21 protein-coding genes and 3 pseudogenes are annotated in these 23,600 nt (G+C 73.2%); 13 read left to right on the top strand and 11 right to left on the bottom strand.

The annotated features are described in order from the left end of the window. Nucleotides 1-109 precede the first annotated feature (109 nt). The 3 genes from ACIRPH_RS10815 to ACIRPH_RS10805 all read left to right on the top strand — a co-directional run bounded on the left by ACIRPH_RS10815 (nucleotide 110) and on the right by ACIRPH_RS10805 (nucleotide 3,369). The gene (locus ACIRPH_RS10815) at nucleotides 110-1,159 is read left to right on the top strand and encodes an NAD(P)-dependent alcohol dehydrogenase (RefSeq protein WP_402912311.1); all 1,050 of its coding nucleotides are present in this window, start codon (nucleotides 110-112) and stop codon (nucleotides 1,157-1,159) included. 126 nt (nucleotides 1,160-1,285) lie between these two features. Beyond that, nucleotides 1,286-2,182 (top strand): helix-turn-helix transcriptional regulator, encoded by an 897-nt coding sequence (locus tag ACIRPH_RS10810; RefSeq protein ID WP_402912308.1) that lies wholly within the window; start codon nucleotides 1,286-1,288, stop codon nucleotides 2,180-2,182. Between the two features lie 518 nt (nucleotides 2,183-2,700). Beyond that, on the top strand, nucleotides 2,701-3,369 hold the full coding sequence (locus tag ACIRPH_RS10805; RefSeq protein WP_402912305.1) for a YdcF family protein: 669 nt from the start codon (nucleotides 2,701-2,703) through the stop codon (nucleotides 3,367-3,369). A 382-nt stretch (nucleotides 3,370-3,751) separates the two neighbouring features. Here the strand turns inward: ACIRPH_RS10805 and ACIRPH_RS10800 are convergent, their stop codons facing one another. Then, complete coding sequence (locus ACIRPH_RS10800; RefSeq protein WP_402912302.1) at nucleotides 3,752-4,774, bottom strand: zinc-dependent alcohol dehydrogenase family protein; 1,023 nt, start codon at nucleotides 4,772-4,774, stop codon at nucleotides 3,752-3,754. A gap of 327 nt (nucleotides 4,775-5,101) precedes the next feature. Here ACIRPH_RS10800 and ACIRPH_RS10795 point away from each other — a divergent pair, with 327 nt between their 5' ends. The 3 genes from ACIRPH_RS10795 to ACIRPH_RS10785 all read left to right on the top strand — a co-directional run bounded on the left by ACIRPH_RS10795 (nucleotide 5,102) and on the right by ACIRPH_RS10785 (nucleotide 8,247). Next, the gene (locus tag ACIRPH_RS10795) at nucleotides 5,102-6,010 is read left to right on the top strand and encodes a manganese catalase family protein (RefSeq protein WP_402912299.1); all 909 of its coding nucleotides are present in this window, start codon (nucleotides 5,102-5,104) and stop codon (nucleotides 6,008-6,010) included. Between the two features lie 159 nt (nucleotides 6,011-6,169). Continuing rightward, nucleotides 6,170-7,201, top strand: coding sequence for an iron-containing redox enzyme family protein (locus tag ACIRPH_RS10790; RefSeq protein ID WP_402912296.1), 1,032 nt, complete (start codon nucleotides 6,170-6,172; stop codon nucleotides 7,199-7,201). Next, entirely contained in the window at nucleotides 7,198-8,247 is a 1,050-nt protein-coding gene (locus ACIRPH_RS10785; RefSeq protein WP_402912293.1) for a glycosyltransferase, read from the top strand. Before ACIRPH_RS10790 ends, ACIRPH_RS10785 begins: the two co-directional genes overlap by 4 nt. Here the strand turns inward: ACIRPH_RS10785 and ACIRPH_RS10780 are convergent. The 3 genes and pseudogenes from ACIRPH_RS10780 to ACIRPH_RS10770 all read right to left on the bottom strand — a co-directional run. Further along, on the bottom strand, nucleotides 8,137-8,412 hold the full coding sequence (locus tag ACIRPH_RS10780) for a CDGSH iron-sulfur domain-containing protein (protein WP_402912290.1): 276 nt from the start codon (nucleotides 8,410-8,412) through the stop codon (nucleotides 8,137-8,139). The two genes, ACIRPH_RS10785 and ACIRPH_RS10780, sit on opposite strands and share 111 nt — an antisense overlap. 140 nt (nucleotides 8,413-8,552) lie before the next feature. Beyond that, a complete protein-coding gene (locus ACIRPH_RS10775) occupies nucleotides 8,553-9,191 on the bottom strand; it encodes a hypothetical protein (protein WP_402912287.1) in 639 nt (212 codons plus the stop codon). A 100-nt stretch (nucleotides 9,192-9,291) separates the two neighbouring features. Next, a pseudogene (locus ACIRPH_RS10770) lies at nucleotides 9,292-9,849 on the bottom strand (zinc-binding dehydrogenase); the annotation flags it as partial. Here ACIRPH_RS10770 and ACIRPH_RS10765 point away from each other — a divergent pair. After that, nucleotides 9,803-9,919: pseudogene (locus ACIRPH_RS10765) on the top strand (hypothetical protein); the annotation flags it as partial. The pseudogenes ACIRPH_RS10770 and ACIRPH_RS10765 sit on opposite strands and share 47 nt — an antisense overlap. A gap of 74 nt (nucleotides 9,920-9,993) precedes the next feature. Here the strand turns inward: ACIRPH_RS10765 and ACIRPH_RS10760 are convergent. Beyond that, nucleotides 9,994-10,341, bottom strand: a pseudogene (locus tag ACIRPH_RS10760) (alcohol dehydrogenase catalytic domain-containing protein); the annotation flags it as partial. 104 nt (nucleotides 10,342-10,445) lie between these two features. On the opposite strand from ACIRPH_RS10760, the gene ACIRPH_RS10755 reads away from it, so the two are divergent. Next, nucleotides 10,446-11,087, top strand: a complete 642-nt coding sequence (locus tag ACIRPH_RS10755; protein ID WP_402912284.1) for a TetR/AcrR family transcriptional regulator — start codon at nucleotides 10,446-10,448, stop codon at nucleotides 11,085-11,087. A 60-nt stretch (nucleotides 11,088-11,147) separates the two neighbouring features. Here ACIRPH_RS10755 and ACIRPH_RS10750 read toward each other — a convergent pair whose 3' ends face one another. Then, on the bottom strand, nucleotides 11,148-12,347 hold the full coding sequence (locus tag ACIRPH_RS10750) for an MFS transporter (RefSeq protein ID WP_402912281.1): 1,200 nt from the start codon (nucleotides 12,345-12,347) through the stop codon (nucleotides 11,148-11,150). Between the two features lie 84 nt (nucleotides 12,348-12,431). On the opposite strand from ACIRPH_RS10750, the gene ACIRPH_RS10745 reads away from it, so the two are divergent. Then, complete coding sequence (locus ACIRPH_RS10745) at nucleotides 12,432-12,875, top strand: winged helix-turn-helix transcriptional regulator (protein WP_402912278.1); 444 nt, start codon at nucleotides 12,432-12,434, stop codon at nucleotides 12,873-12,875. Between the two features lie 172 nt (nucleotides 12,876-13,047). Beyond that, nucleotides 13,048-14,487, top strand: a complete 1,440-nt coding sequence (locus tag ACIRPH_RS10740) for a hypothetical protein (protein ID WP_402912275.1) — start codon at nucleotides 13,048-13,050, stop codon at nucleotides 14,485-14,487. Nucleotides 14,488-14,697: 210 nt separating this feature from the next. Here the strand turns inward: ACIRPH_RS10740 and ACIRPH_RS10735 are convergent, their stop codons facing one another. From ACIRPH_RS10735 to ACIRPH_RS10720, 4 genes are all read right to left on the bottom strand, one after another. Beyond that, entirely contained in the window at nucleotides 14,698-16,032 is a 1,335-nt protein-coding gene (locus ACIRPH_RS10735; protein ID WP_402912272.1) for an MFS transporter, read from the bottom strand. A 142-nt stretch (nucleotides 16,033-16,174) separates the two neighbouring features. Continuing rightward, nucleotides 16,175-16,708 (bottom strand): 3-isopropylmalate dehydratase, encoded by a 534-nt coding sequence (locus ACIRPH_RS10730; protein WP_402912269.1) that lies wholly within the window; start codon nucleotides 16,706-16,708, stop codon nucleotides 16,175-16,177. Further along, complete coding sequence (locus ACIRPH_RS10725) at nucleotides 16,705-17,973, bottom strand: aconitase family protein (protein WP_402912267.1); 1,269 nt, start codon at nucleotides 17,971-17,973, stop codon at nucleotides 16,705-16,707. The genes ACIRPH_RS10730 and ACIRPH_RS10725 overlap by 4 nt, the downstream gene beginning before the upstream one ends. Nucleotides 17,974-17,975: 2 nt before the next feature. Next, on the bottom strand, nucleotides 17,976-18,848 hold the full coding sequence (locus tag ACIRPH_RS10720; RefSeq protein ID WP_402912264.1) for an oxaloacetate decarboxylase: 873 nt from the start codon (nucleotides 18,846-18,848) through the stop codon (nucleotides 17,976-17,978). 215 nt (nucleotides 18,849-19,063) lie between these two features. Between ACIRPH_RS10720 and ACIRPH_RS10715 the strand changes: the two genes are divergently transcribed. Together ACIRPH_RS10715 and ACIRPH_RS10710 are read left to right on the top strand one after the other, a co-directional pair. Next, on the top strand, nucleotides 19,064-20,686 hold the full coding sequence (locus ACIRPH_RS10715; RefSeq protein WP_402912261.1) for a long-chain-fatty-acid--CoA ligase: 1,623 nt from the start codon (nucleotides 19,064-19,066) through the stop codon (nucleotides 20,684-20,686). A 105-nt stretch (nucleotides 20,687-20,791) separates the two neighbouring features. Further along, nucleotides 20,792-21,592, top strand: coding sequence for an IclR family transcriptional regulator (locus tag ACIRPH_RS10710; protein ID WP_402913281.1), 801 nt, complete (start codon nucleotides 20,792-20,794; stop codon nucleotides 21,590-21,592). Nucleotides 21,593-21,679: 87 nt separating this feature from the next. Here the strand turns inward: ACIRPH_RS10710 and ACIRPH_RS10705 are convergent, their stop codons facing one another. Beyond that, the gene (locus ACIRPH_RS10705) at nucleotides 21,680-22,897 is read right to left on the bottom strand and encodes an MFS transporter (RefSeq protein ID WP_402912258.1); all 1,218 of its coding nucleotides are present in this window, start codon (nucleotides 22,895-22,897) and stop codon (nucleotides 21,680-21,682) included. Nucleotides 22,898-23,022: 125 nt separating this feature from the next. On the opposite strand from ACIRPH_RS10705, the gene ACIRPH_RS10700 reads away from it, so the two are divergent. Beyond that, on the top strand, nucleotides 23,023-23,586 hold the full coding sequence (locus ACIRPH_RS10700) for a TetR/AcrR family transcriptional regulator (protein WP_402912256.1): 564 nt from the start codon (nucleotides 23,023-23,025) through the stop codon (nucleotides 23,584-23,586). Nucleotides 23,587-23,600: the final 14 nt, after the last annotated feature.

Below are 23,600 nucleotides of genomic sequence, written 5' to 3'. Positions count from 1 at the left end.
GACAGGAGGCCGGAAGTCACGGCCCCCGCCTCGTTGCGCCCGCGCGGCGACCCCGCCGCGCCCCGGGCGCCGACGAGGCCGTTCCGAAGAAACACCGCTGAGGAGAAGCATGCCCACCGTCGCCGCCTACACGGCCACCTCGCCGACCGCGCCCCTGACACCGGGCACGGTCGAGCGCCGCGAGGTCGGCCCCAAGGACGTCCTGATCGACATCGCCTACGCCGGGGTCTGCCACTCCGACATCCACACCGTGCGCGGCGACTGGGGCGAGGTCCCCTACCCGCTGACCGTCGGGCACGAGATCGCCGGGGTGGTCGCCCGGGTCGGCGAGGAGGTCACCGCCCACAAGGTCGGCGACCGGGTCGGCGTGGGGTGCATGGTGGACTCCTGCCGCGAGTGCGCCAACTGCCTCGCGGGGGCCGAGCAGTACTGCCTGCGCGGGTTCACCGACACCTACAACGGCACCGACCGCGACGGCACCACCACCCAGGGCGGCTACTCGACCGGCATCGTGGTCGACGAGCACTTCGTGCTGCGCATCCCCGACGCGATCCCCTTCGAGAAGGCCGCCCCCCTGCTGTGCGCGGGGATCACCACCTACTCGCCGCTGCGCAACTGGAACGCCGGACCCGGCACGAAGGTCGCCGTGGTGGGGCTGGGCGGCCTGGGACACATGGCCGTCAAGATCGCCCACGCCCTGGGCGCCGAGGTGACGGTGCTCTCCCAGAGCCTGAAGAAGCGCGAGGACGGGCTGCGGTTCGGCGCCGACCACTACCACGCCACCGCGGACCCGGCCACCTTCGAGCAGCTGGCCGGCGCCTTCGACCTGATCGTCAACACCGTCAGCGCGCCCATCGACCTGGACGCCTACCTGAACCTGCTGGCGCTGGACGGCACGATCGTGAGCGTGGGAGCCCCGCCGGAGCCGGTGTCGGTGACCCTGTTCACGCTGTTCGAGAACCGCCGCTCCTTCGCCGGGTCGAAGATCGGCGGCATCGCCCAGACGCAGGAGATGCTGGACTTCTGCGCCGAGCACGGCATCGCCCCGGAGGTCGAGGTCATCGCCGCCGACGAGGTCAACGACGCCTGGGAGCGGGTGCTGGCCTCGGACGTGCGGTACCGGTTCGTCATCGACGTCTCCACCCTGGGCGGGTCCTGACCCCGGCCCGGGGGAGCCGCCGGGCGACCTGAGGAACGGCCGTGAGGGCAGGCCCCGGCGTACCCCGCAGTTGAGGGGGTCCGCCAGGGCCTGCCACCCCTCGGACGCTCCGCCTAGCCTGGGGGCATGGACAAGAACACCGTCCGCGAGTTCCTGGTCAGCAGGCGCGCCCGCGTGACACCGGAACAGGCCGGGATCCCCACCTACGGGAGCGACCGCCGGGTGCCGGGGCTGCGCCGCGAGGAGGTCGCGATGCTCGCCGACGTCAGCCTCGACTACTACACCCGCCTGGAGCGCGGCAACATCGGCGGCGCCTCCGAGGGCGTCCTGGACGCGATCGCCCGGGCGCTGATGCTGGACGAGGTCGAACGGGCCCACCTGTTCGACCTCGCCCGCGCCGCGTCCGGCAGCCGTGCCCGCGCGGCCTCGCCTCCCCCCGGCGGGGTGCGGGCCTCGGTGCAGCGGATGCTGGACGCGATGGACACCCCGGCCATCGTCCACAACGCCCGCCAGGACCTGGTGGCCGCCAACCGGCTGGGCCGGGCCCTGTACGCGCCGCACTTCGACACCGACCAGCGGCCGCCCAACATGGCGCGGTTCATCTTCCTGGACCCCCGCGCCCGCGACTACTACGTCGACTGGCCCCTGGCCCGCCACACCACCGCGGCGACGATGCGCCTGGAGGCCGGCCGCAACCCCCTCGACAGGGAGCTGACCGCGCTGATCGGGGAGCTGTCGGCGCACAGCACCCACTTCGCCGGGGACTGGGCACGCCACAACGTCCACAGCCACCGCACCGGCACCAAGTCCTTCCGCCACCCCGACGTCGGTCCCGTCGAGGTCGACTTCGACGTGTTCGAGCCGACCGGGCAGGACAGGCTGTGGATCGTCACCTACACCGTCGAGCCGGGCACCCCCTCGGCGGACGCCCTCGCCCTGCTGGGAACCCTCGCCGCCACCGACGAGGAGGACCGGGAGCGCGGCGCCGCCGACACGGATTCCGAGAGCCGCCGCGGACGCTGAGGGAGGGGCTCTCCCGGCCCCTTCCACGTCCCGGAGGCCCGGGCCTCCCACGCAGTTCTCGCGGCGGTGGATGAGAGGCTTGACCACCGTGATCGGGCCCGTGCTCGCCTGTGGGTGGGTACCGTGCTGAGCAAACTCGGCGAGTACGGCCATGCCACGTATGTCATCCAGTCCGCGATCCGGGAATTCGAGGACCTGGCCGAGCCGGGTGACTGGTCAGGAGCTCATCAGAAACTCGCTCTGGCGCATCGGGGCACAGGTAAGTTCGATCGGGCCCTGGACTGCATCGACATCTCACGTGACAGCGGTACCACGGACACACCTATGGCCCAGGTCCGCGTGGACACTGCCCAAGGCCACATATTGCTGTCCGATCCGGCCACCCGGGACGATGGGATGAGGCTCCTCGACCGAGCCGCCGAAACCGCCTCCCGCCGCGGTCTCGACCACCAGCTGCGCAGTATCGAGGGCATCAGGTCCGAGCAGGAGACCTGGTCCCATGGCCAGAGGAGGAATGTATGGCGGACGACGCACGTACCATCACCCAGGAGCAGTGGAGGCAGGCGGAACTGATCTGGGAGTACCACCGCATGCACCACCGGGTGCGACCGTGTGACGTGGCGATCGCCCTGGGTTGTAATGACATCGGCGTCGCGGTGCACGCCGCCGAGCTGTTCCACTCCGGACTCTTCCCGGCTCTGGTGTTCACCGGAGCGAACAGCCCCTCGACCGCGGAGATCTTCCCGCGCGGCGAAGCGGTGCACTTCCGTGAGCGGGCTCTCGAACTCGGCGTCCCCGATCCCGTGATCCTCGTGGAGCCGCAGGCGTCGAACACCGGCCAGAACATCACCTTCTCCCGCCGGGTCCTGGAAGCGAACGGCATCGCCCCCGCCACCGTGCTCCTGGTCTGCATGCCCTACATGGAGCGGCGCGCCTTCGCGACCGCCCGCAAGCTGTGGCCCGAGGTCGAGGTGGTGTGCGCCTCCGCGCCGCTGAGCCTGGGCGACTACGTCAAGGAGATCGGTGACGCCGGGCTCGTCATCGACATGATGGTCGGCGATCTCCAGCGGGTGATGGAGTATCCCGAGCTGGGCTTCGCCGTCGAACAGGACGTTCCCGGCCCAGTAGGCGAGGCCTACAGGTCCCTTGTCGCCTCAGGGTTCGACAGCCGCCTGATCCAGAGCTGACCGCGAGGACGTGGAGCGGCCGGACCGGGTCCTTCTCGGCTGACGGAGTCGGCCGGGCACGAGTTCCAGGACGTGGTCTCGATCGAGGCGGTGACCATCCCCCGGCTCGCGCGCAGGATCGTCCATGGCGCACGAGCCCGTCAGGAGAGCACGACGGTCCACCTGGAGAACGGTGATCCCATCCTGTAGGCCTACTCGCTGACGCGGTGGAGGGTGTCGACGAAAGCACTCCACTCACATGAGGTGAAGGCGGGTCGGCCGCTCGCACGGTTCTGCGTATCGCGCACGTCCGCGCCGACGGTGTGTTCGCGGGCCCCGGGACGGACGGGCGCCGTGGCGGCGTGCCCTCCGGCCCGGCGGCGGGAGGACCCTCGGCGGGCCGTCAGGGAGTGAGGAGCGCCTTGGTGGCGCGGCGCTCGTCCATCGCCCGGTAGCCCTCGGCGGCCTCCTCGAGCGGGAGGGCGAGGTCGAAGACCAGGCCGGGGTCGATCCGGCCGCTCATGACGAGGTCGATCAGCTCCGGCAGGAACCGGCGCACGGGGGCCGGGCCGCCGAGGAGGTTCACCGTGGCGAAGAACAGCTCCAGCCCGTCCAGTTCGACCCCGTGCGAGACGCCCACGTAGCCGACGTGCCCGCCGGGGCGGGTGGCGCCGATGGCCTGCGTCATGGACTCCTGGGTGCCGACGGCCTCGACGGTGGAGTGCGCGCCGTACCCGTCGGTGAGCTCCCTGATCCTCGCGACGCCCTCGGCGCCCCGCTCCTCGACGATGTCGGTGGCGCCGAACCTCCGGGCGAGCGCCTGCCGGTCGGGGTGGCGGGACATGGCGATGATCCGCTCCGAACCGAGGCGCTCGGCGGCCATGACCGCGAGCAGCCCGACCGCGCCGTCGCCGACCACGGCGACCGACTTGCCGATCCCGGCGTCCGCGGCGACCGCCCCGAACCAGCCGGTGCCCAGGACGTCGGAGGCGGCCAGGAGGCTGCGGGCCTGCTCGGGGGTCGGCTCGCCGGGCACCTTCACGAGGGTGCCGTCGGCGAGGGGGATACGGGCGTACTCGGCCTGCGTGCCGATCGCGCCCATCATGACCTGGCGGACGCAGCGGGACTGGAAGCCGGACCGGCAGATCTCGCAGGTGTTGTCACAGGCCACGAAGGAGCCCACGACGAGGTCGCCCTCCTCGACGTAGCGGACACCGGCCCCCACCCGCTCGACGACGCCGACGTACTCGTGGCCCATCTGCGCGGGACCGTCCTGCTGTTCGATGCCGCGGTAGGGCCACAGGTCGGAACCGCAGACACAGGTGGCGGTGACGCGGATGACGGCATCGGTCGGTTCGATGATCTCGGGGTCCGCGACGTCCTCGACGCGGACGTCCCCGGGACCGTGCATGACGACGGCTCGCATGGGTGCTCCTCGGTTGTCGGTTCCTCGAAACCTTCTCCACACCACCACCGTTCCCGTCCGCGTGGAGTTCTACCTGGCAGAGGCGCTGACAGGGGTGTGCTCGCGCTGCTGGGAGCCCCCGCCGCCCGGGGAGGCGGCGCGGGGCCACGGCGGCGCGGGTGTGTTCCGCGCGGGGACCTCCGCCCGGGAGCCCCCGTCCGCCCCTCCGCGCCTCCCGGGGAGGCCGGGGGACGGCCATCGTGCGGACAAGGGTGTCCGATCGGCGGAGCCCGGGTAGTGGGGTCGCACGTTCCTGAGCGGAACGGTGACGAGGAGGCAGGTCAGAGCATGTTCCGACACACCAAGCACCTCCAGTGCGAGGCCAAGCCCGAGGCCCCGGACGCCCTGTACGCCATGAAGCTCCAGGAGCTCATCGGCGGTGCCTACGGCGAGATGACCGTCACCATGCAGTACCTGTTCCAGGGGTGGAACTGCCGGATGGAGGGCAAGTACAAGGACCTCATCATGGACGTGGCGACCGAGGAGATCGGCCACGTGGAGATGCTGGCGACCATGGTCGGACGCCTGCTGGAGGGGGCGCCCGCGGACACCGTCGCCGAGGCCGTGAAGGATCCGGCCGTCGCCGCCGTCGTGGGCGGGATGAACCCGCAGCAGGCCATCATCGCCGGGGGCGGGGCCGTGCCCACGGACTCCGCCGGCACCCCGTGGAACGGCAAGTACATCGTCGCCAGCGGGAACCTGCTCGCGGACTTCCGCGCCAACGTGGCCGCCGAGGCGCAGGGCAGGCTGCAGACCGCGCGGCTGTACAACATGACCGACGACCCCGGGGTCAAGGAGATGCTCCAGTTCAACCTCGCCCGGGACACCGTCCACCAGAACATGTGGCTGGCCGCCATCGAGGAGCTCCAGGAGGACGGACTGGAGGGCGAGATCGCCCCCAACGCACTCCTGGACGTGGAGGACCAGGAGCACGCCAACACCATCTGGGGCCTGTCGGACGGAACGGCCGCCGCCCAGGGCCGCTGGGCCTCCCGGCCCGCCCCCGACGGCGAGCACGAACTGCGCTACCTGGACCAGCCCGACCCGCTCGGCGGACCGGCCTCCGTGCCCCCGCCCGATCCCAAGCTCTACGGGACCTTCGCCGGTCCCGGCGGCGAGGGCTCGGCGAAGGGGGCCTCCAAGGCCACCAAGGGCGGCAAGGGCCTGGCCGACAAGGTCAAGGACGTCCTGGAGTGAGCCTCCGGAGAGGGGTGTGGGCACCGCCGCGCCGTCAGCGGGGCAGGTGTCCGCGCCCCCGCGGCCGGGCCGGCGCCCCACGGCGCGTACCCGGCCCGGCCCCGGTCGCCCCGGAGGCCGACCCCGCGAAGAGCACTGCCCAACCGTGAGAGGCCGCCCATGATCCTTCCCGAGCCCCGAGGCCCGCTCAGCGAGCGACTGCTCCTCTCCCTGACCCGTCCACCCCTGGAGGGGGAGGCGACGCTTCCCCGGGGCGTGCCGGCGGTCGCCGACCCGCTCCAGGACGAGGACCTCCAACTGTCCCTGTTCACCTGCTACCAGCTCCACTACTCGGATCTGGAGGGGGTGGACGGCACGTGGGAGTGGAACCCCGCCCTGCTCGCCCTGCGCGCGGAGCTGGAGGGCGAGCTGGAGCGCGCCCTGCGCGAGGCCGCCCCGGGCCACGGGCGGCAGGGGCAGGAGGACACGCTGCCGTGTGAGGTGCCGACCAGGCTCACGGGGATGATCCGCGCCGACGGCGGGCCGCCCCTGTCGGCCTTCATGCGGCGGCACGCCACCTTCGGGCAGTACCGGGAGTTCGTCAAGCACCGATCCCTGTACCACCTGCGCGAGGCCGACCCCCACACCTGGGCGGTCCCGCGCGTACAGGGCAGGGCCAAGGCCGCCCTCATCGAGATCCAGGCCGACGAGTACGGGCAGGGGCAGGTCGAGAGGATGCACTCCGAGCTCTTCCGCAACACCATGCGCGGCCTCGGCCTGGACACCGCCTACGGCGCCTACCTGGAGTCGGTCCCCGCGGTGACGCTGGCCCTGAACAACACGATGTCGCTCCTCGGCCTCCACCGGCGCCTGCGCGGAGCGCTCCTGGGACATCTGGCGGCCTTCGAGATGACCTCGACCGGCCCCAACCGCGACCTCTCCCTGGGACTGCGGCGGCTGGGCGTGGCGGTCCAGGTGCGCCGCTACTTCGACGAGCACGTGGAGGCCGACGCCGCGCACGAGCAGATCGCCGCCCGCGACATGTGCGGCTCCTTCGCGGCGGACCACCCCGACCTGGTGCCCGACGTGCTGTTCGGCGCCGCCGCGTGCCTGACCCTGGACCGCCTGTGGGCGGAGCACGTCCTGGGCCGCTGGCAGGAGGGGAAGTCGTCGCTGTCGTCGGCGGACGCCCGTACGGCTGCGGCCACATGAGCACCCCGGCCGAACTCAGCGTGGTCGTCCCGCTGAAGTGGGAGGACGACGGGGAGGCGGAGGACCTGACCGCCTACCTGCGGTTCCTCGCGGGCGTGGTCCACGAGGTGATCGTCGTCGACGGTTCCCCGAAGGCCCTCTTCGACGGGCACGCGGAACTCTGGCGCGGAACGGGGGTACGCCACATCCCCCCGGACCGGGCCGACGCGTGCGCGAACGGCAAGGTGGCGGGTATCCGCACCGGTGTGACGGCGGCGACCCGCGAGAAGGTCGTCATCGCGGACGACGACGTGAGGTACGACGAGCCCTCGCTGGGGCACGTCTCCCGGCTGCTGGACGGCGCCCACCTGGTCAGGCCCCAGAACTACTTCGCCCCGGCGCCCTGGCACGCCGTGTGGGACACCGGGCGCACCCTGCTGAACAGGTCCGTGGGCCAGGACTACCCGGGGACCTTCGGGCTGCGGCGGTCGGCGCTGCTGGGCATCGGCGGCTACGACGGGAACACGCTCTTCGAGAACCTCGAACTGGTGCGCACGGTCCGGGCCGCGGGAGGGACCGAGATACTGGCGACCGGCCTGTACGTCCGCCGTCTGCCGCCCCGGGCGTCCCGTTTCTGGTCGCAGAGGCAGCGCCAGGCGTACGACGACACGGCCCAGCCCGCGCGCATGGCGCTCTTCCTGTCACTGCTGCCCCTCACGGGCGTCGCCGCCCTGCGCTCACCCGGGCTCGTGGCGGCCGGGGCCGGGGCCGTCGTCCTGCTCGCCGAAGCGGGCAGGAGGAGGGCGGGGGGACGCGACGTCTTCCCGGTGCGCGCCTCGCTCGGCGCGCCGCTCTGGGTCCTCGAACGGGCGGTGTGCGCGTGGCCCGCGTTCGCCGCCTGGCTGACCGGCAGAGGTGTTCCCTACGCGGGTTCGAGGCTCACGACCGCCGCCCACTCACCCCGTCTGCTCAGGCGGAGCCGGGCGGGGACGCCCTCCCTCCGCCCCGCCGGGGGCGGTGAACCCGATCTCCTTGTGCGTGCCGTCGCAGAAGGGGCGTATGGATGACGCACCGCAGCGGCACAGTGCCACCGTCCGTCGGCCCTTGGGGACGGGGTCGCCCTCCGCGTCCAACAGCCGGAAGGGGCCGCGCAGCAGCAGCGGACCGTCCGGGCAGACGGTCACGGAGACCTCCGGGGCGGAAGGGCGTTCGTTCGGCGGCTCGTCTTCCATACGGGGCCCCTGCCCCGACGGGGGTCACGGAAAACGGCGGATTCGGCGGGCCCGGCCCTCTCCGCGCCGCCGCCCCGGGCGGACCGGCGTCGCGGACACACGGGCGGACGGCGTTCGACGGGCGGCATCGAGGGGGAGGGTCACGACACCTGGGGCGGGGCCACGTCCAGGGCCCGGCCGAGGGCGGCGGTGAGCCGCGCGGAACGCCCGGGGAGGCACTGCTCGGCCCACGCCCCGGCCGACCTCAGGAAACCGGTCAGGTCCGTCTCGGCCTCGGCCACCAACCGGCGGAGCCCGGGAGCGGAGGTCTCGATGACCGGGCCGTCCCGCTGTTCCTGGTCGGGCGTCAGGCGCACGGTTCCTCCCGAGACCTCGACGAGCGGGAAGGGGTCGTGGCCGAGGTCGAGCCGACGACTGCGTCCGTCGAGGTAGTCGAGCCAGTCACGCCACTCGTTGAGGTCGCTGCAGCAGCCGGGCAGCAGGACGGCGCCGGTCGTGGTGTCGGTGATGCGCATCCCGCCGGCCACGAAGGGCCCGTCCGACGCGAGCAGGGGGTGGAGGAAGCGGTCGAGCGGTTCCGCGGGGCGCGGAGGATGCTCCTCGGGGAACAGCCCTTCGACGTCGTTGCAGGCGGCGATGAGCATCACCGCCGTACCGATGTCGACGGGGGACATCCCGCCGTGCAGCCGCAGGAAGTCGAAGACGGCGGGTTCGCCGACGGGCCACAGCGAGAATCCGCCGCCGAAGTGGAGTTCCACCACGGGATGCACGACGATCATGCCGGGAGTCTGCCGCACGGCGGGTGGCGGCGCCACAGGTTTCGGCGGCCGGAGCGGCCCCGGCGGTGCCCGCCCCCTTCCGGGCGAAGGGACGCGACCCCTACGCGTCGGGGACGAGCACGACCTTGCCGACGACGGTGCGGGACTCGGCGAGGGCCAGCGCCGCCGCCGCGTCCGAGAGGGGGACGCGGGCGCCGACCTGCGGCGTCAGGACGCCTTCGGCGAGCAGGCCGAGCACCTGGGCGAGGTCCTCGCGCAGCCGGGCGCGGAAGGCGTCGGCGCGGCGGCTCCCGGCCCAGAAGTTGTAGAAGCCGGCGCTGCGGCCGTTGGGCAGCGCGTTCCACACGCCGAGGCGGCCGAAGAGCTTGAGCACGGGCAGCCGGGAGCTGCCCTCGACGTCCTTGGTCGCGGCGGTCCCGTAGGAGACGAGGGCGCCGCCGCGCCGCAGCAGGCGCCAGGACCGGACGAGGCCCTCGCCGCCGACGTGGTCGAACACCGCGTCCACGCCGTGGGGCGCCAGGGAACGGATCCTGTCGTACATGCCCTCGTCGCGGGAGTCGACGGGGGTGGCGCCGAGCTCGCGCACGGCCTCGTGGTGGCGCCGCGCGGCGGTGCCGATCACGGTGATCCCGGAGTGCCGGGCGAGCTGGAGCAGCGTGGTGCCGACCCCGCCGTTGGCGCCGAGGACGACGACCGTGCCGCCGCGCGGCACCGCGGCCGTGCGGTGCAGCATCTGCCACGCGGTGATGCCGTTGACGAGCAGCGTCTCGACGGCCGCGGGGTCCGCGTCGTCGGGCACGGGGACGAGGTCGCGGGCGTCGAGGTGCAGGTGGCTGGCCCAGGCGCCGGTCTTCGTGACGGCGGCGAACCTGCCTCCGAGGAGGGCGGCGTCCACGCCGGGCCCGACGGCGGTGACGGTGCCGACGACGTCGTAGCCGGGCACGAACGGGAACGGGGGCTGGTCGAAGTACTTGCCCCGGCGCATCTGCTGCTCGGCGAACGACACCCCGGTCGCCTCCATGCGGAGCACGGCCCGGCCGGGCCCCGGAGCGGCCAGCTGCTGCGTGCGCACCTGCAGGCCGGCGGGCTCCACCTTGCCCGGCAGGAGGATCTGGGTGGCGGTGACGGTGGCGTTGCTGGCGGGGTTCATGCGGGCTCCTCCGGAACATGTGGGCTAACGGCTGTAACCTTACGCTTGTAACCCTGGTGGTGCAAGGTCGCCTCCGGAAAAACTCACAGCTGTAAGGTGACACCATGAAGGCCACGAAGGACACATCGGCTCCGCGCACCCGCAACCGCCGCGGCCAGGGCGGACGCCTGCGCGAGGACATCGTCGACGCGGCGGTCGCCCTGCTCGACGAGACGGGCGACGAGCGCACCATCACCCTGCGCTCCATCGCGCGCCGGGTCGGCATCGCCGCGCCCTCCATCTACCCGCACTTCTCCGACCAGCCCTCCATCATGCTGGCCGTGGTCAGGCGGGCCTTCGACGAGCTCGAAGCGGCGCTGCGCACGGCACTGGAGGGGGCGGGAGAGGACCCCCGGGCGCGCCTGTACGCCGTGTGCCACGCCTACCTGGACTTCTCCCGCGTGCACCCCGAGCGGTACCGCACCATGTTCGGCGGCCTGTGGATGCCCACGCTCGCCGACACCGCGGTCACCGAGGAGGACCTCGTGGCGCTCGGCGACTCCAGCCTGCGGATCCTGTCCGGGGTCCTGGCCGGGTGCGCCGAGGCAGGACTCTCCACGAGCACCGATACCGGCGCCGACGCGTACGCTCTGTGGCTCGGCCTGCACGGGCTCGCGCACCAGAGGTCCGTCACCCGCGTGTTCCCCGGCCCCGACGACATCGGGGACCGGATGATCCCCGCGCTGGCCCGCCTGCGCGAGGGCTGAGCCCCGACCGGGGCCGCGGGCGGCCGCTCACGGGAACGCGGCCGGATGCGGTCCGCGGCGTCATCCCCGCTCCCGGCGGGCCGCATCGCCGGGTCGGGCGGTCGCGCCGGGCCGCGAGCGTGCCCACGCGAGGAGGCCCGCCAGGGCGTAGGAGGCGCCGAACAGGCAGGAGGCCCACCAGCCCCAGGCGGTGTACGCCCAGGCGGAGGTGACGGCTCCCAGGGCGGAGCCCAGGGAGTAGAAGGCCATGTAGGCGCCGATGACACCGCTGGCGCGGTCCGCGTGTGCCGAGGTCAGCAGGTGCTGGTTGCCGACGTGGACGGCCTGGACGGCGAAGTCCAGCAGGACGATCCCTGCGACGAGGGGCCACAGGGTCGGCTCCGTCCGGGCGATGAGGGCCCAGGAGGCGATCAGCAGCACGAGGGACCACCCGCTGATCCGCTGGGCGCGGCCGCCGTCGGCCCATCTCCCCGCCCGGGAGGCCCCGAGGGCCCCGGCGAGGCCCGCCAGCCCGAAGAGGCCGATCGCCGTGGTGCCGAACGACCAGGGTTCGGCGCCGAGCGGCAAGGCGAGCCCGCTCCAGAGGGTGCCGAAGGACGCGAAGAGGAAGAAGGCGATGAGGCCCCGGCCGAGGAGCAGGCGGTCGGTGACGGCCAGCCGCGCCATCGCGCCGACCGCCCTCGCGTACGGCTCGCGGGAGGCGCGGGGGTCCGGGCGCAGGCCCGCGCGCACGGCCGCGGCGAGCACGGTGCACAGCAGCGCGAGCACGAGGTAGACGGCGCGCCAGCCCACCGTGTCGCCCAGCGCGCCCGCCAGGACGCGGACCCCGAGGATGCCGACCACCACCCCCGACGTGACCGCGCCGATGTTGCGCCCGCGCTCGCCGGGCGCGGAGACGGAGGCGACATGGGCCACGGCGACCTGGACCACGACCGCGAAGAAGCCGGCGGTCGCCAGCCCCGCCGTCGCCACCGCACCGTTGGGGGCGAGGGCCGTGGTCCCGGCGCCCGCGGCGACGAGCGCCAGGAGCCGGGTGAGGAGCCGCCGCCGGTCCACCGCGTCGCCGAGGGGGACCAGCAGGATCAGACCCGCGAAGTAGCCGAGCTGGCCTGCGGCGGCCAGCCGGCCGAGTGCCGCGGGCGCCATCCCCAGGTCGGCGCCCGCGGCTTCCAGGACCGGTTGGATCGCGTACACGGTGGACACCGCCACGGCGCACACCACAGCCAGGATGGTGCGCTGAGCACTCGTCACCCCTGTCACGACCCACCCCTTTGGTTTCAAAATGCAACCATTGGAGGCTAGGGCATAATGGTTTCAAAGTGCAACCAACAAAGGAGGGCTTCCATGGCGGAGACGGAAACCGGCCGTGGCTGGACCGATCCCACGTGCCCGGTCGCCCGAACGGTCGACCTCGTCGGCGACCGGTGGAGCCTGCTCATCGTCCGCGACGCGATGGAGGGACCGGCGTCCTTCACCGAGTTCCGCCGGCGGCTCGGCATCGCCCGCAACATCCTCAGCGACCGGCTCCGCAAGCTCGTCGACCACGGCGTCCTGGTCACCAGCCCCAGCGGCGGGCGGCACGTCTACGAGCTGACCGGGGCCGGAAGGGACCTGTTCACCGTCGTGGTGGCGCTGAGGCAGTGGGGGGAACGCCACGCCTTCGCCGACGGCGAGCCCCGTTCGCGCCTCACCGACGCCGAGGGGCGTCCGCTCGCGGAGCTCCGCCCCCGGAGCCAGGACGGCGCCCCCCTCACCGCCGGCGCGACCCGGGTGGAGAGGGTGGGCTGAAGGGGGCCGCGGCGTTCCCCCGGACTCCGCCCGACCGGTCGCCCGACCGCACGGAAATCCCGACACCTCCGCCGGTACCGGACACCGCTCCGGCGGAGATCGGACCGTTTCGGCCACGCGGCGGACATGCGGTGTGGTAGGTCTCGGGGGACACCCTGGGAAAGGCGGGACGTTGGTCAAGATCGCACTGGTCTGCGGAGACGGTCTCCCCGTCAGCGGCCTGCTCACCGTCTTCCGCAACGTCGTGACCCGCTTCCACGGGCGGCCGGACCCGCACGAGCCCGTCCCGGCCGACCTCGGCTACTCGTGGCGCCCCGACAAGCCGGCCTTCTTCCCCGACGGCGCCGGAGCGGACTGCTACCCGCCCTGGCTCCGGGTGAGCCGGGTCCGGCCCTGCGCGGGACCGGACCTGGCGGGGGAGCTCCTCGACGTGCGGCGACAGGTCGCCCGGGCGGACGTCCTCGGCCCCGGTGAGAGGGCACGCCTGCACCGGCGCGTCGAGGCCCTGGCCGGCCCCTACCGGGCCTACTTCTCGGAGTGGCTCGACGAGCACGACGTGGACTGGGTGGTGGCGGTCAACATGACCCTCTCCGACGCGGTCCCGGTGACCCTGGCCCTCCACCGCGCCGCGGAGGAGCGCTGGGGCGGCGGACGCCCCGGCGGGGTCCTCTTCTGGGACCACGACCTGTTCGGCAGCTACGCCGTGCACGAGGGCGACGAACGGGTCTACCCCCCGGCCCCCAACGAGTTCACCCCGCTGCCGGGAGGGCACCCCGCGCACCGCTGGGCGGTGGTCTCGGAGGCACTGCGTGCCGAGGCCCGCGGGTACCCCACCCCGCTGGAGCCGGTCACGGTCCCCAACGTGCTGCCCGAAGCACCCCCCGAGGGGCTGCAGGACCGGCACACGGAGTTCCTGGAGCAGATCGGCGCCGCGCCCGGCCAACCCCTGCTGCTGGTCCCCGTCCGCGTCTTCAGGGTCAAGGGCGTGGAGATCTCGGTCCGGCTCTTCTCCCGCATGCGGCAGGTGAGCCGGGAGCAGGGGCGTCCCGAACCCCTTCTCCTGGTCTTCGGGGACCTCGGCGAGGACCCGGACTACACCAAGGAGGTGCTCGACGAGTCCTCGCAGGAGGGCGTGCTGGAGCACGTGAGGTTCCTGGACGGGGTGCCGCTGCAGAGCCACCGGGGGACGGATCTGCGCTGGCGCCTCGACGAGGTCGACCTCCTGCGCGTGAGCGCCGCCACGGGCGGAGGGGTGCTGTTCACACCCAACCGCCCGGACGTGGAGAGCGTGGGTCTGGGGCCCGCGCTGGCCACCGTCGCGGGCCTGCCCAGCGCGGTCGGCGACTTCCACGCCTTCCCCGACATCTACGGCGACGCGTTCCTGTGCGCACGCCTGCACCGGGACGGCGACCTGCGCGGGACGGCAGAGGAGATGCTCGGGCTCATGCGAGCCCGGGTGGACGGCGAGCTCTGGTTCGCCGAGGCCATGCGGCGCAACAGGGCGAGGATGGACTCCCACTTCCCCGTCGGGCCGTGGCGGCGGCTCTGGGAGGAGCTGGTCTCCGGGACGGGAGGGGCCGCCCCGGCGCCGGAGGACCCGGACGGCGCATGAGCGCGGGCCGTCCGCGCGGAGGGACGGCGCCGCGGGCCGTCAGGCTCCGCGCCTTCCCCGGACGGGCACGTGCCTCCGTCGGCCGCCTCCGGGGCGGCCCGCACGTCCGGCCCCGCCCCGTTCGCGCCCGGCCCGGGAACGGCGGAGCCCCCGCACGACCGGGAAGCGTCGTGCGGGGCCCCGCCGCCGCGCGGTCGGCCGGAGGCGACCTCAGCCGGGGAGTTCGCCCGAGCGGTTGGAGCGCAGGGTCAGCGCGGTGAGCAGGCCGACCGCCGCCACCCCCATCACCCAGTACGCCGGGGAGACCGGGTTGCCCGTGGACGCGACCAGCTGGGCCGCGATGTAGGGGGCCGTCCCCCCGGCGACGATGGTCCCGACGTTGAAGCCGAGGGAGACGCCGGTGTAGCGGACCGCCCGCGGGAAGAGCTCGGTGAACAGCGGGAAGGCGGGGACCTGCAGCGCCGCGTTGAGGACCATGAACACCAGGTACACCAGCCCCACGACCAGGAGCCCCGAGGCCTCGGACATGGCCAGCAGGATGGGGTAGGCCAGCAGGACGTACCCGACGCACCCCGTGGTGAGCACGGTCAGGCGCCCGAAGCGGTCGGTGAGCATGCCCATGAACGGCATGGACACGCAGGCCAGGCCGATGACCGCCGCCGAGAGCCAGTACACGTGCTGGGAGTCGTAGCCCAGGTCGTTGATCAGGTAGACGTTCATGTAGGTCAGCCCGACGTACCCCGTGCCGTTGGTGGCGACGGCCAGGCCGATGACCTTGAGGACCGAGCCCGAGTTGCTCCGCAGCACGTCGACGAAGGGGCTGCGGGCCACCTCCGACCGGGCCTCCATCTCCCGGAAGTCGGGGGTGTCCTCCAGCTTGAGCCGCGCCCACAGGCACAGGAGGGTCAGCGGGACGCACAGCAGGAACGGGACGCGCCACCCCCAGGCCGACATCTGGTCGGGGGACAGGAGCCCGACGACGATCCCGGCCACGGCGGCGGCGACCGCGAAGCCCAGGGTGGACCCGGTCGGGGTGAAGGCGCCGAAGAAGCCGCGCAGCCCGGACGGCGAGGACTCCGCGATGTAGGTGGCCGATCCGCCGATCTCGCCCCCGGCCGAGAAGCCCTCCGCCATGCGGACGATCACCAGCAGGATCGGCGCGGTGATGCCGACCTGCGGGTAGGTGGGCAACAGGCCCATCAGCGCGCAGCACAGGCCCATGCTGACGACCGTGGACACCAGGGCGACCTTGCGCCCGCTCCGGTCGCCGAGGCGGCCGAAGAAGATCCCGCCGAGCGGCCGCATCAGGTACCCGGACCCGAACACGGCCAGGGTGGCCAGGATCGACGTGGCGGGGTTGGAGCTGGGGAAGAACAGCGGGGCGATGACGACGGCCAGGAACCCGTAGACGCTGAACGCGTAGTACTCGATCAGGGTTCCCACCCCGCCGGCGACCGCGGCGCGCAGCGCGGTGCGCCGGTCGCGTACGGGTGGGCCCGGGACGGCGACGGCCGGGGGGCTCCCGGCGCTCTCTGGAGAGGACAAGGCGATACCTCCTGGTGGGATGGGGCTCGAGCGCCCGCCGTGGGCTCTCGGGGGGATGGCGCCTCCCCGTGCGTGCGGGGCGGCGGGGCGAGGCGTCGGCGTGGTGCTCCCGCCCGTCGGTGAGGTGGGTCGGGAGCGCCGGTCAGCCGGCGGCGCGTGCCCGTCGGTGCTCGGCGAGGAGCAGGTTGAGGCTGCCGCCCGCCTCGATGACCTTGACCACGCGCTCGCTGAGCGGTTCCCCGGCCAGTTCGGCGTCCTGTCGGGCGAGGCGGACGGCGGGGCGCCGCCAGTCGATGGAGACGCGGTCCCAGCGGCGGACGGCGCCGGTGATCCCCGGGACGGTCAGGAGCGGCATGCCGTTGTAGGTCTCCCCGCGCCAGAAGCCGGGGGAGAAGGACTCGGCGACGACGGCCGCGATCCCGAGGTTGCGCAGCGCGACCATCGGCGGGTAGTGCGGATGCCCGTAGCCGAAGTTGCGGCCTCCGACGACGACGTCGCCGGGGCGCACCTCGTCGGCGAACGCCGGGTCGTAGTGCCGCATGCACACCCTGCGCAGCACGTCGGGGTCGTAGTGCTTGATGTTCTCCACGCCGATGACGAGGTCGATGTCGAAGTCGTCCCCGAAGATCCAGGCGACACGGCCCTCGATGGTGTCGGGCGGGGGCAGCGGACTCACGGGCCCGTCACCTCCCGTACGTCGGAGATCTCCCCGGTCACGGCGCTGGCGGCGACGGTGTAGGCGGACCCCATGTAGATGTGGGCGCCCGTGTCGCCCATGCGCCCGGAGATGTTGAGCACCCCCGTGGACACGCAGTTCTCCCCGGCCCGCAGCGGTTTCTGGTAGCCGAAGCAGAAGTCGCAGCTGGACGTGGCCACGGACGCCCCCGCGTCGCGCAGGACGTCGAGCAGCCCCTCCTCCTCCGCCCGGCGGTGGATCGCGGCCGAGGTGGGGACGACGTTGAGCTGCACGCCGTCGGCGACCCTGCGGCCCCGCAGCACCTGCGCGGCGGCGCGGATGTCCTCCAGCCTCCCGCTGGCGCAGGAGCCGATGAACGCCTTGGTGACGGGGGTGCCCTTCAGGGCCGAGACCCCCCTCGTGTTCGCGCCCCGCGCGGAGCCGGGGAGCACGACCTGTGGTTCCAGCTCCGAGAGGTCGATCTCGTGCACGCCGGTGTAGACCGCGTCGGGATCGCTGTAGAGCGGTTCGGGGAGGGCGTCGGACACCCGGCGGGCGTAGTCCAGGGAGAGTTCGTCCGGGTTGAAGATCGCCGACACCGCGCCGGTGAACATCGCCATGCCGCACAGGCCCTGCCTGCGGTCGATGCTCATGGAGCGCGCGCCGGGCCCGGTGAACTCCATGACCTGGTGGGCGCAGCCGTCGGCGCCGAGCCGGGCGATGATGGTGTGGATCAGGTCGCGGTTGTCCACCCCCTCGGGGAAGCTACCGGTGAGCTCGAACCGCACCGACTCCGGCACGTCCAGGTGGATCCGTCCGGTGACCCACGCCTCCAGGAGGTCGCGCCGCACCCCCCAGCCGAGGGCCCCGAAGGCTCCCAGCCCGCTGATGTGGCCGTCGAAGTGGATGAGGAACCTGCCGGGGAGCGCGTACCCGAGCTCGGCGGCGACCTGGTGGCCGATCCCCTCGGCCTCGTGCAGGGTGATCCCGTAGAAGTCGCACCAGTCCCGGGTGACCTGGTGGACCGCCTCCTCCTTGGCGTCGCCCCGGGTGAGCATGTGGTCGATGAAGACCAGGTAGCGCTCGGGGTCGTCCAGTTCCGTGATGCCGAAGTCGTCGTGCATCTGGCGGAACATCACGTCGGTGTACCCGGGGAAGTCGTAGGCGATCATGTGGTCGGGGCGGAAGGCGCGGTTGTCGCGGGCGCGGACCGGCGGGCCCCCGGCCGTCCGGCCGAGGATCTTCTCGGTGATGGTGCGGCCCATGGTCAGGCTCCTCCCCGGGCCGCGGGCAGGTAGGCCTTCTGCGCGGCCTCCACCTCGGCGAACCCGATCAGGTCGACGAACTCGTGGTGCGGCAGGGCGTCGGCGCTCACGTCCGCGGGGGGTTCGCCCGCCGCGAGCCGGCCCAGGGCCTGTCGTACGGCCCCGGTGGCCGCCATCAGGATCTGGGTGGGCAGGAGCGCGATCGCGACCCCGACCTCCTCCAGGACCCGGGGGGTGAACTCGCGCTCGGTCCAGGCGGACGCGGTGAGCGTGGCCACGAGGGGGACGCCGGCGGCCTCCCGGCACCGGGCCCATTCGTCGGCGGTGGAGAAGGTCCTGGTGACCGGCATGACCATGTCGGCCCCGGCCCCGGCGTAGGACTTCGCCCGGTGCAGCGCCTCCTCGCCCCGGGCGTCGGTGCGCGCGATGACGAGGACGTCGTCGCCGACGGCGTCCTTGACGGCGCGCACCTTCAGGGCCGCCTCCTCCGGCGGTACCAGCGGCACGGGGTCCCCGACGCAGAGGGGGCAGCGCTTGGGCGACTCCTGGTCCTCCATGAAGACCGCGGCGACCCCCGCGTCGCGGAAGCGCCGGGCCGTCCGGGCGGCGTTGAGGGCGTTGCCGTACCCGGTGTCGATGTCGGCGATCAGCGGGAGGCCGCTGGACTCGCGGATGCGGCGGGTGGCCTCCAGGTTCTCCGACATGGTGTAGAGCTCGGCGTCGGGATAGCCGAGGGACGCGGAGACCGCGAAGCCCGAGGCGCACAGTGCGGAGAAGCCGGCCTGCTCGGCGAGGCGGGCGGTGAGCCCGTCCCACACGCCGGGCGCGTGGACGACCCCCTCGCCCATCAGCTCGCGCAGTCGTCGGGAACTCATCCTCACCCCTTTCGTATTGCGGAACGCGTTTCAAAAAGACATTAGGGAGCGCTAGGATCTTGTGTCAAGGGTCACTATGGTCTGTAACCCAGCAGACACGGAAGTGATCTACGTGCCGAAACGGCCCGAGTCGGAGATGCGCTCCGGTCGCGATGCCGACCGAGTCGGCAAAAAATGGAACGCATTCCGGTCAACCACGAAGAGAGGGAGTCTCCATGATCTCCGCGATGCAGACCGAACCGCTGGGGTTGCACCACGTCTTCGATCGGGCCGAGGCGGTCTTCGCCGACCGCGAGGTCACCGGCCGGGAACCCGGAGGCGTCCGCGGACTGGACTACGCCGAGCTCTTCGCCGGGGCCCGCGGGCTCGCCGAGGACCTGGCGGGGCTCGGACTCCGGCCCGGCGACCGGGTCGCCACCTACGCCTGGAACACCCTGGACCACATGCGCGCCTACGTCGCGATCCCCGGGGCGGGACTGGTCATGCACACGGTGAACATCCGCCTCGGCGCCGACGAGGTCGCCTACACGCTCGCGCACGCCGGAGACCGCGCGGTGCTCGTGGACGGCTCCCTGTGGGAGTCCTGGTCCGCCGTCGACCTCCCCGACACGGTCGAGCACGTGCTCGTCATGGGGGAGGCCCCCGATCTCCCCGCCGCCCAGGGCGGCGCGGCCGTGCACCGGCTGGAGACCCGCCCGGTCCCCGGACAGCGGGGCTGGTGGCGTCCGCGGGACGAGAACGAGGCCGTGGGCGTCTGCTACACGTCCGGCACCACCGGCCGCCCCAAGGCGGTGGTCTACAGCCACCGGTCGGTCTACCTGCACGCGCTCACGCTGTGCGGGACCGACGCGTTCGCCGTCGGCCACCACGACGTGGTGCTGCCGGTCGTGCCGATGTTCCACGCGAACGCGTGGAACCTGCCCTACGCCGGGCTGCTGGCGGGGGCCGGGCTGGCGTTGCCCGGACGCCACCTCGACCCGGTCGGCCTCACCGGGTTCGTCCGGGACTCCCGGGCGACGTTCGCCGCCGGCGTCCCCACCGTGTGGGCCGCCGTGGTCAGGGCGCTCCACGAGGGGCGGGTGCCCGAAGACGCTCTGGCGACCATGGACCGGATCGTCATCGGCGGATCCTCGGCCCCGGAGAGCCTGCTCGACGCGCTCACCGGTCTGGGGATCCGGCCCGTCCACGCCTGGGGCATGACCGAGTGCTCCCCGGTCGGGCTGGTCGCGTCGGAGCCGTGCACCCCCGACGCGGAGGTGCGTTCGGCCGCCCGGCGCACCCAGGGCCGACCCCTGCCCGGCCTGGCCGTGCGCTCGTCGGCGGAGGGGCGCGAGGCCGCCCGCGACGGCGCCGCGGTGGGGGAGCTGGAGATCAGCGGCCCCTTCGTCGTCGACCACTACCACGCCCCGGAGAAGGACGACAGCGCGTCCTTCACCGCTTCCCCCGACGGGCGCCGCTGGCTGCGCACGGGCGACATGGTCACGGTCGACGCCCGGGGATACGTGACCCTGGTGGACCGCGCCAAGGACATGGTCAAGTCCGGAGGGGAGTGGATCTCCTCGGTCGACCTGGAGAACAGGCTGGCCGCCCACCCGCGGGTGCACGAGACCGCCGTCATCGCGGTTCCCGACGAGGTCTGGGGCGAGCGGCCCGTCGCCGTCCTCTCGAGCGCGGACGGCGAACCGATCGACCCCGACGAGCTGCGGAGCTTCCTCGGGGAGCAGGTCCCGCGCTGGCAGCTGCCCGACCGGTTCGTGGTGGTGGACGAGGTGCCCAAGACCGGCGTGGGCAAGTTCGACAAGAAGCGGATGCGCGCGGAGTACGGCCATGGGGGCTGAACCGCTGGGAGGCCCCGGGGCCCGCGCACGGTGGCGGGAGTGCCGCGAACCGGCCGTTACCCTGTCATCGACGACGGAGCGTGCGAGGAGGTCTCCTCAGTGGCGATGATCGACGGTGAATCGGCCGCTGATCCCAAGGGCACGGTCAACGCGGTGCTCCGTGCCTGCCGGCTCCTGGAGTGCTTCACCCACGAACGGCCCGCGCTCACACTCGGTGAGCTGGCGGAGCGGACCGGCCTGAACAAGGCCACCACGCACCGCCTCCTGGCCACGCTGGTACAGGTCGGCTGGGTGAGCCAGCGCGCGGACGGCGCCTACAAGGTCAACATGCGGCTGTTCGCTGTGGGTTCCGTGGCGCTGGCCGAGCTCAACCTGCGCGACGAGGCCGCGCCGCTGCTGCGCGACCTGTCCGCGCGCTTCGGCCACACCGCCTACCTGATGGTGCCCTCCGAGGACGGCGCGGTCTGCATCGACCTCGTCGAGGGCGCCGGGCCGCTGACCGTCAAGCAGATCACCGTCGGCAGCGTGCTGCCCTTCCACACGGCGGCGGGGCCGATGACGATGCTGGCCCACTCCTCCGCGCTGCGGGAGCGGTGGCTGTCCCGGCCGCTGCGCAGGTACACCCCGCACACCCTCACCGACGCGGAGGTGTTGCGGGGGGAGCTGAAGAAGATCGCGTCCGAGGGCTACACCGTCAGCGACGAGGACTTCCTCCAAGACGTGGGCGCCGTGGCCGCACCCGTCTTCGACTCCTCCGGGGGCCTGGCGGCCACGGTGAGCCTGGGCGGCCCCGCCACGCACTTCCGGGGCACCGGCCTGGTCGGCGTCATCGCGGCCGTCCGCGAGGCGGCGGCCGAGCTGTCGCTCCAGCTGGGGGCCCAGGGCCGGGCCCCCGCCGGGGGCTGAGGGCCCCGGGACGGCTCCGGCTCCCGGGAGGCGGAGCCGTGCAGCGGGGCGCCCCCGGCCGGCGCCCGCCCTCCCGGGAGCGGGACGCTACCGGGGGTCCCGGTCCCCGGCCCCGTCCCGCTCGGCATCGGCGTCCGCCGACGCGCGGGGCCGGGCCGCCGAGGAGAGGAGGCCGGCGACGGCGACGAGGACCAGGGGCACGACCAGGGCTCCGCGCAGGCCGTACGCCTCGCCCAGGAAGCCGAGCACGGGCGGGCCCACCAGGAACGCCACGTAGCCGAGGGTCGCCACCAGTGAGACGCGGGCCGCGGAGTCCGGCCCGGAGTCGCCGGCCGCGGACAGGGCCACGGGAAAGCCCAGGGACGCCCCCAGTCCCCACAGGACCACGGCCGCCGCGGCCAGGACCTGGCTGTCCGCGCCGGCCACCATCCCCATCCCCAGGACCCCGGCGGCCGCACTGGCGGCGAGCACCGCGACCCGGCCGAAACGCGCCAGGAAGTACCCGCCGGCGAAGCGTCCGACCGTCATCGAGGCGGCGAACACGGCATAGACCATCGACCCCGCCGCCGGGTCGAAGCCGTGGCCGTCGACCATGATCAGGGGCAGCCAGTCGTTGGCGGTGCCCTCCGCCAGGGCCATCGCGAGCACGATGGCGCCGATCAGGAGCAGGCGCGTGTCCTTCCACGGCGCGCGTCCCGGGCCGGGGCCGCGGTCGTCGGCCCGGGGGCGCGCCCGGCCCGTGCCGGCGGGGACGGAGCCGAGGACCGAGGCCGAGGCGGCCAGGGCCAGGAGGCCGACGATCCCCAGGTGCCAGACGACGGGGAAGTCCGTCGCGGTGAACGCGATGCCGGCGACCGCGCCCACCACGGTGCCCAGGCTGAAGAAGCCGTGCAGGCGCGGGAGCAGCGGCTCGGACAGGGCCTTCTCGACCTCGGCGCCCTCGATGTTCAGGGCGATCTCCCCGCCGCCCATGCCCAGGCCGAAGAGGAACAGGCCGATCGCGACCAGCGCCGGGGCCGACAGGGCCGCGCCCGCCCCGATGGCGGGCATGCTCAGGACCAGGGTGGCGGTGCCGAACACGATGACCGGACGGGCGCCCAGGCGGGCGACGAGCGGCCCCGAGGCGAGGATGCCGAGCATCGATCCGGCCGAGAGGCCGAACAGGACCAACCCCATCTCGGCGGTGGAGGCCCCCAGCGCGTCGCGGATGGCGGGGGTGCGGGTGACCCAGGAGGAGATCCCCAGGCCGGGGAGGAGGAAGAGCGTGCACAGCGCGAAGCGCCGGCGTCTCATGGCGGTGTCCACGAAGAGGGTTCCTAGCGGTGTGCCGGGCAATAGAGTGTACAAAAGTACACACTTTACCCGGCGGCCGTCACGGGGCCGGGACCGGGGCGCGCGTCCGCCACAATGGTGGGTGGGAAGGGGGCGGCATGGGCGGACCACGGCGGGTCGGCAACGACCCGCAGCGCAAGGAGCGCATCCTCGCGGCGGCCCTGGAGGTGATCGCCGAGCGCGGCGTGCACAGGACCACCCACCGCGCGATCGCCCAGCGGGCCTCGGTCCCCCTGGGATCGCTCACCTACCACTTCGACGGCCTGACGGAGATCCTGGAACAGGCCTTCGCGCACCTGGCCCGGACCATGGCGCGGTACTACGGCGACAGGATGGCCGCGGCGAGCAGCCGGGCCGAGGCGTGCGAGGCCGTGGTCGACCTCATCTGCGGCCCCGGGTACGCCACCCCCGGGCAGTTCGTGCTGCTCTTCGAGATGTACTCCTACGCCAACCACAACGACGCGGTCCGGGAGGCCGCGCGCGCGTGGATGGGCGTCAGCCGCGGCTTCCTGTCCGCGCACTTCTCCCCGGAGGCATGCCGGGCGCTGGACGCCCTGGTCGAGGGGTGGTCCCTGCACCGGCACTTCGAGCGGGACGGCGGGGGCCCGGACCGCGCCCTGGTCTCGGCGACGGTGACCGCCGTCGCCGAGCGGCTCGGCTGACCCGCGCCGCGTCC

This window comes from Nocardiopsis sp. NPDC101807, from assembly GCF_044766605.1.
Taxonomy (GTDB): Bacteria; Actinomycetota; Actinomycetes; order Streptosporangiales; family Streptosporangiaceae; genus Nocardiopsis; species Nocardiopsis tropica.
The sequence above is the reverse complement of the archived record's forward strand: the minus strand, read 5'-3'. Positions and strand labels throughout refer to the sequence as shown.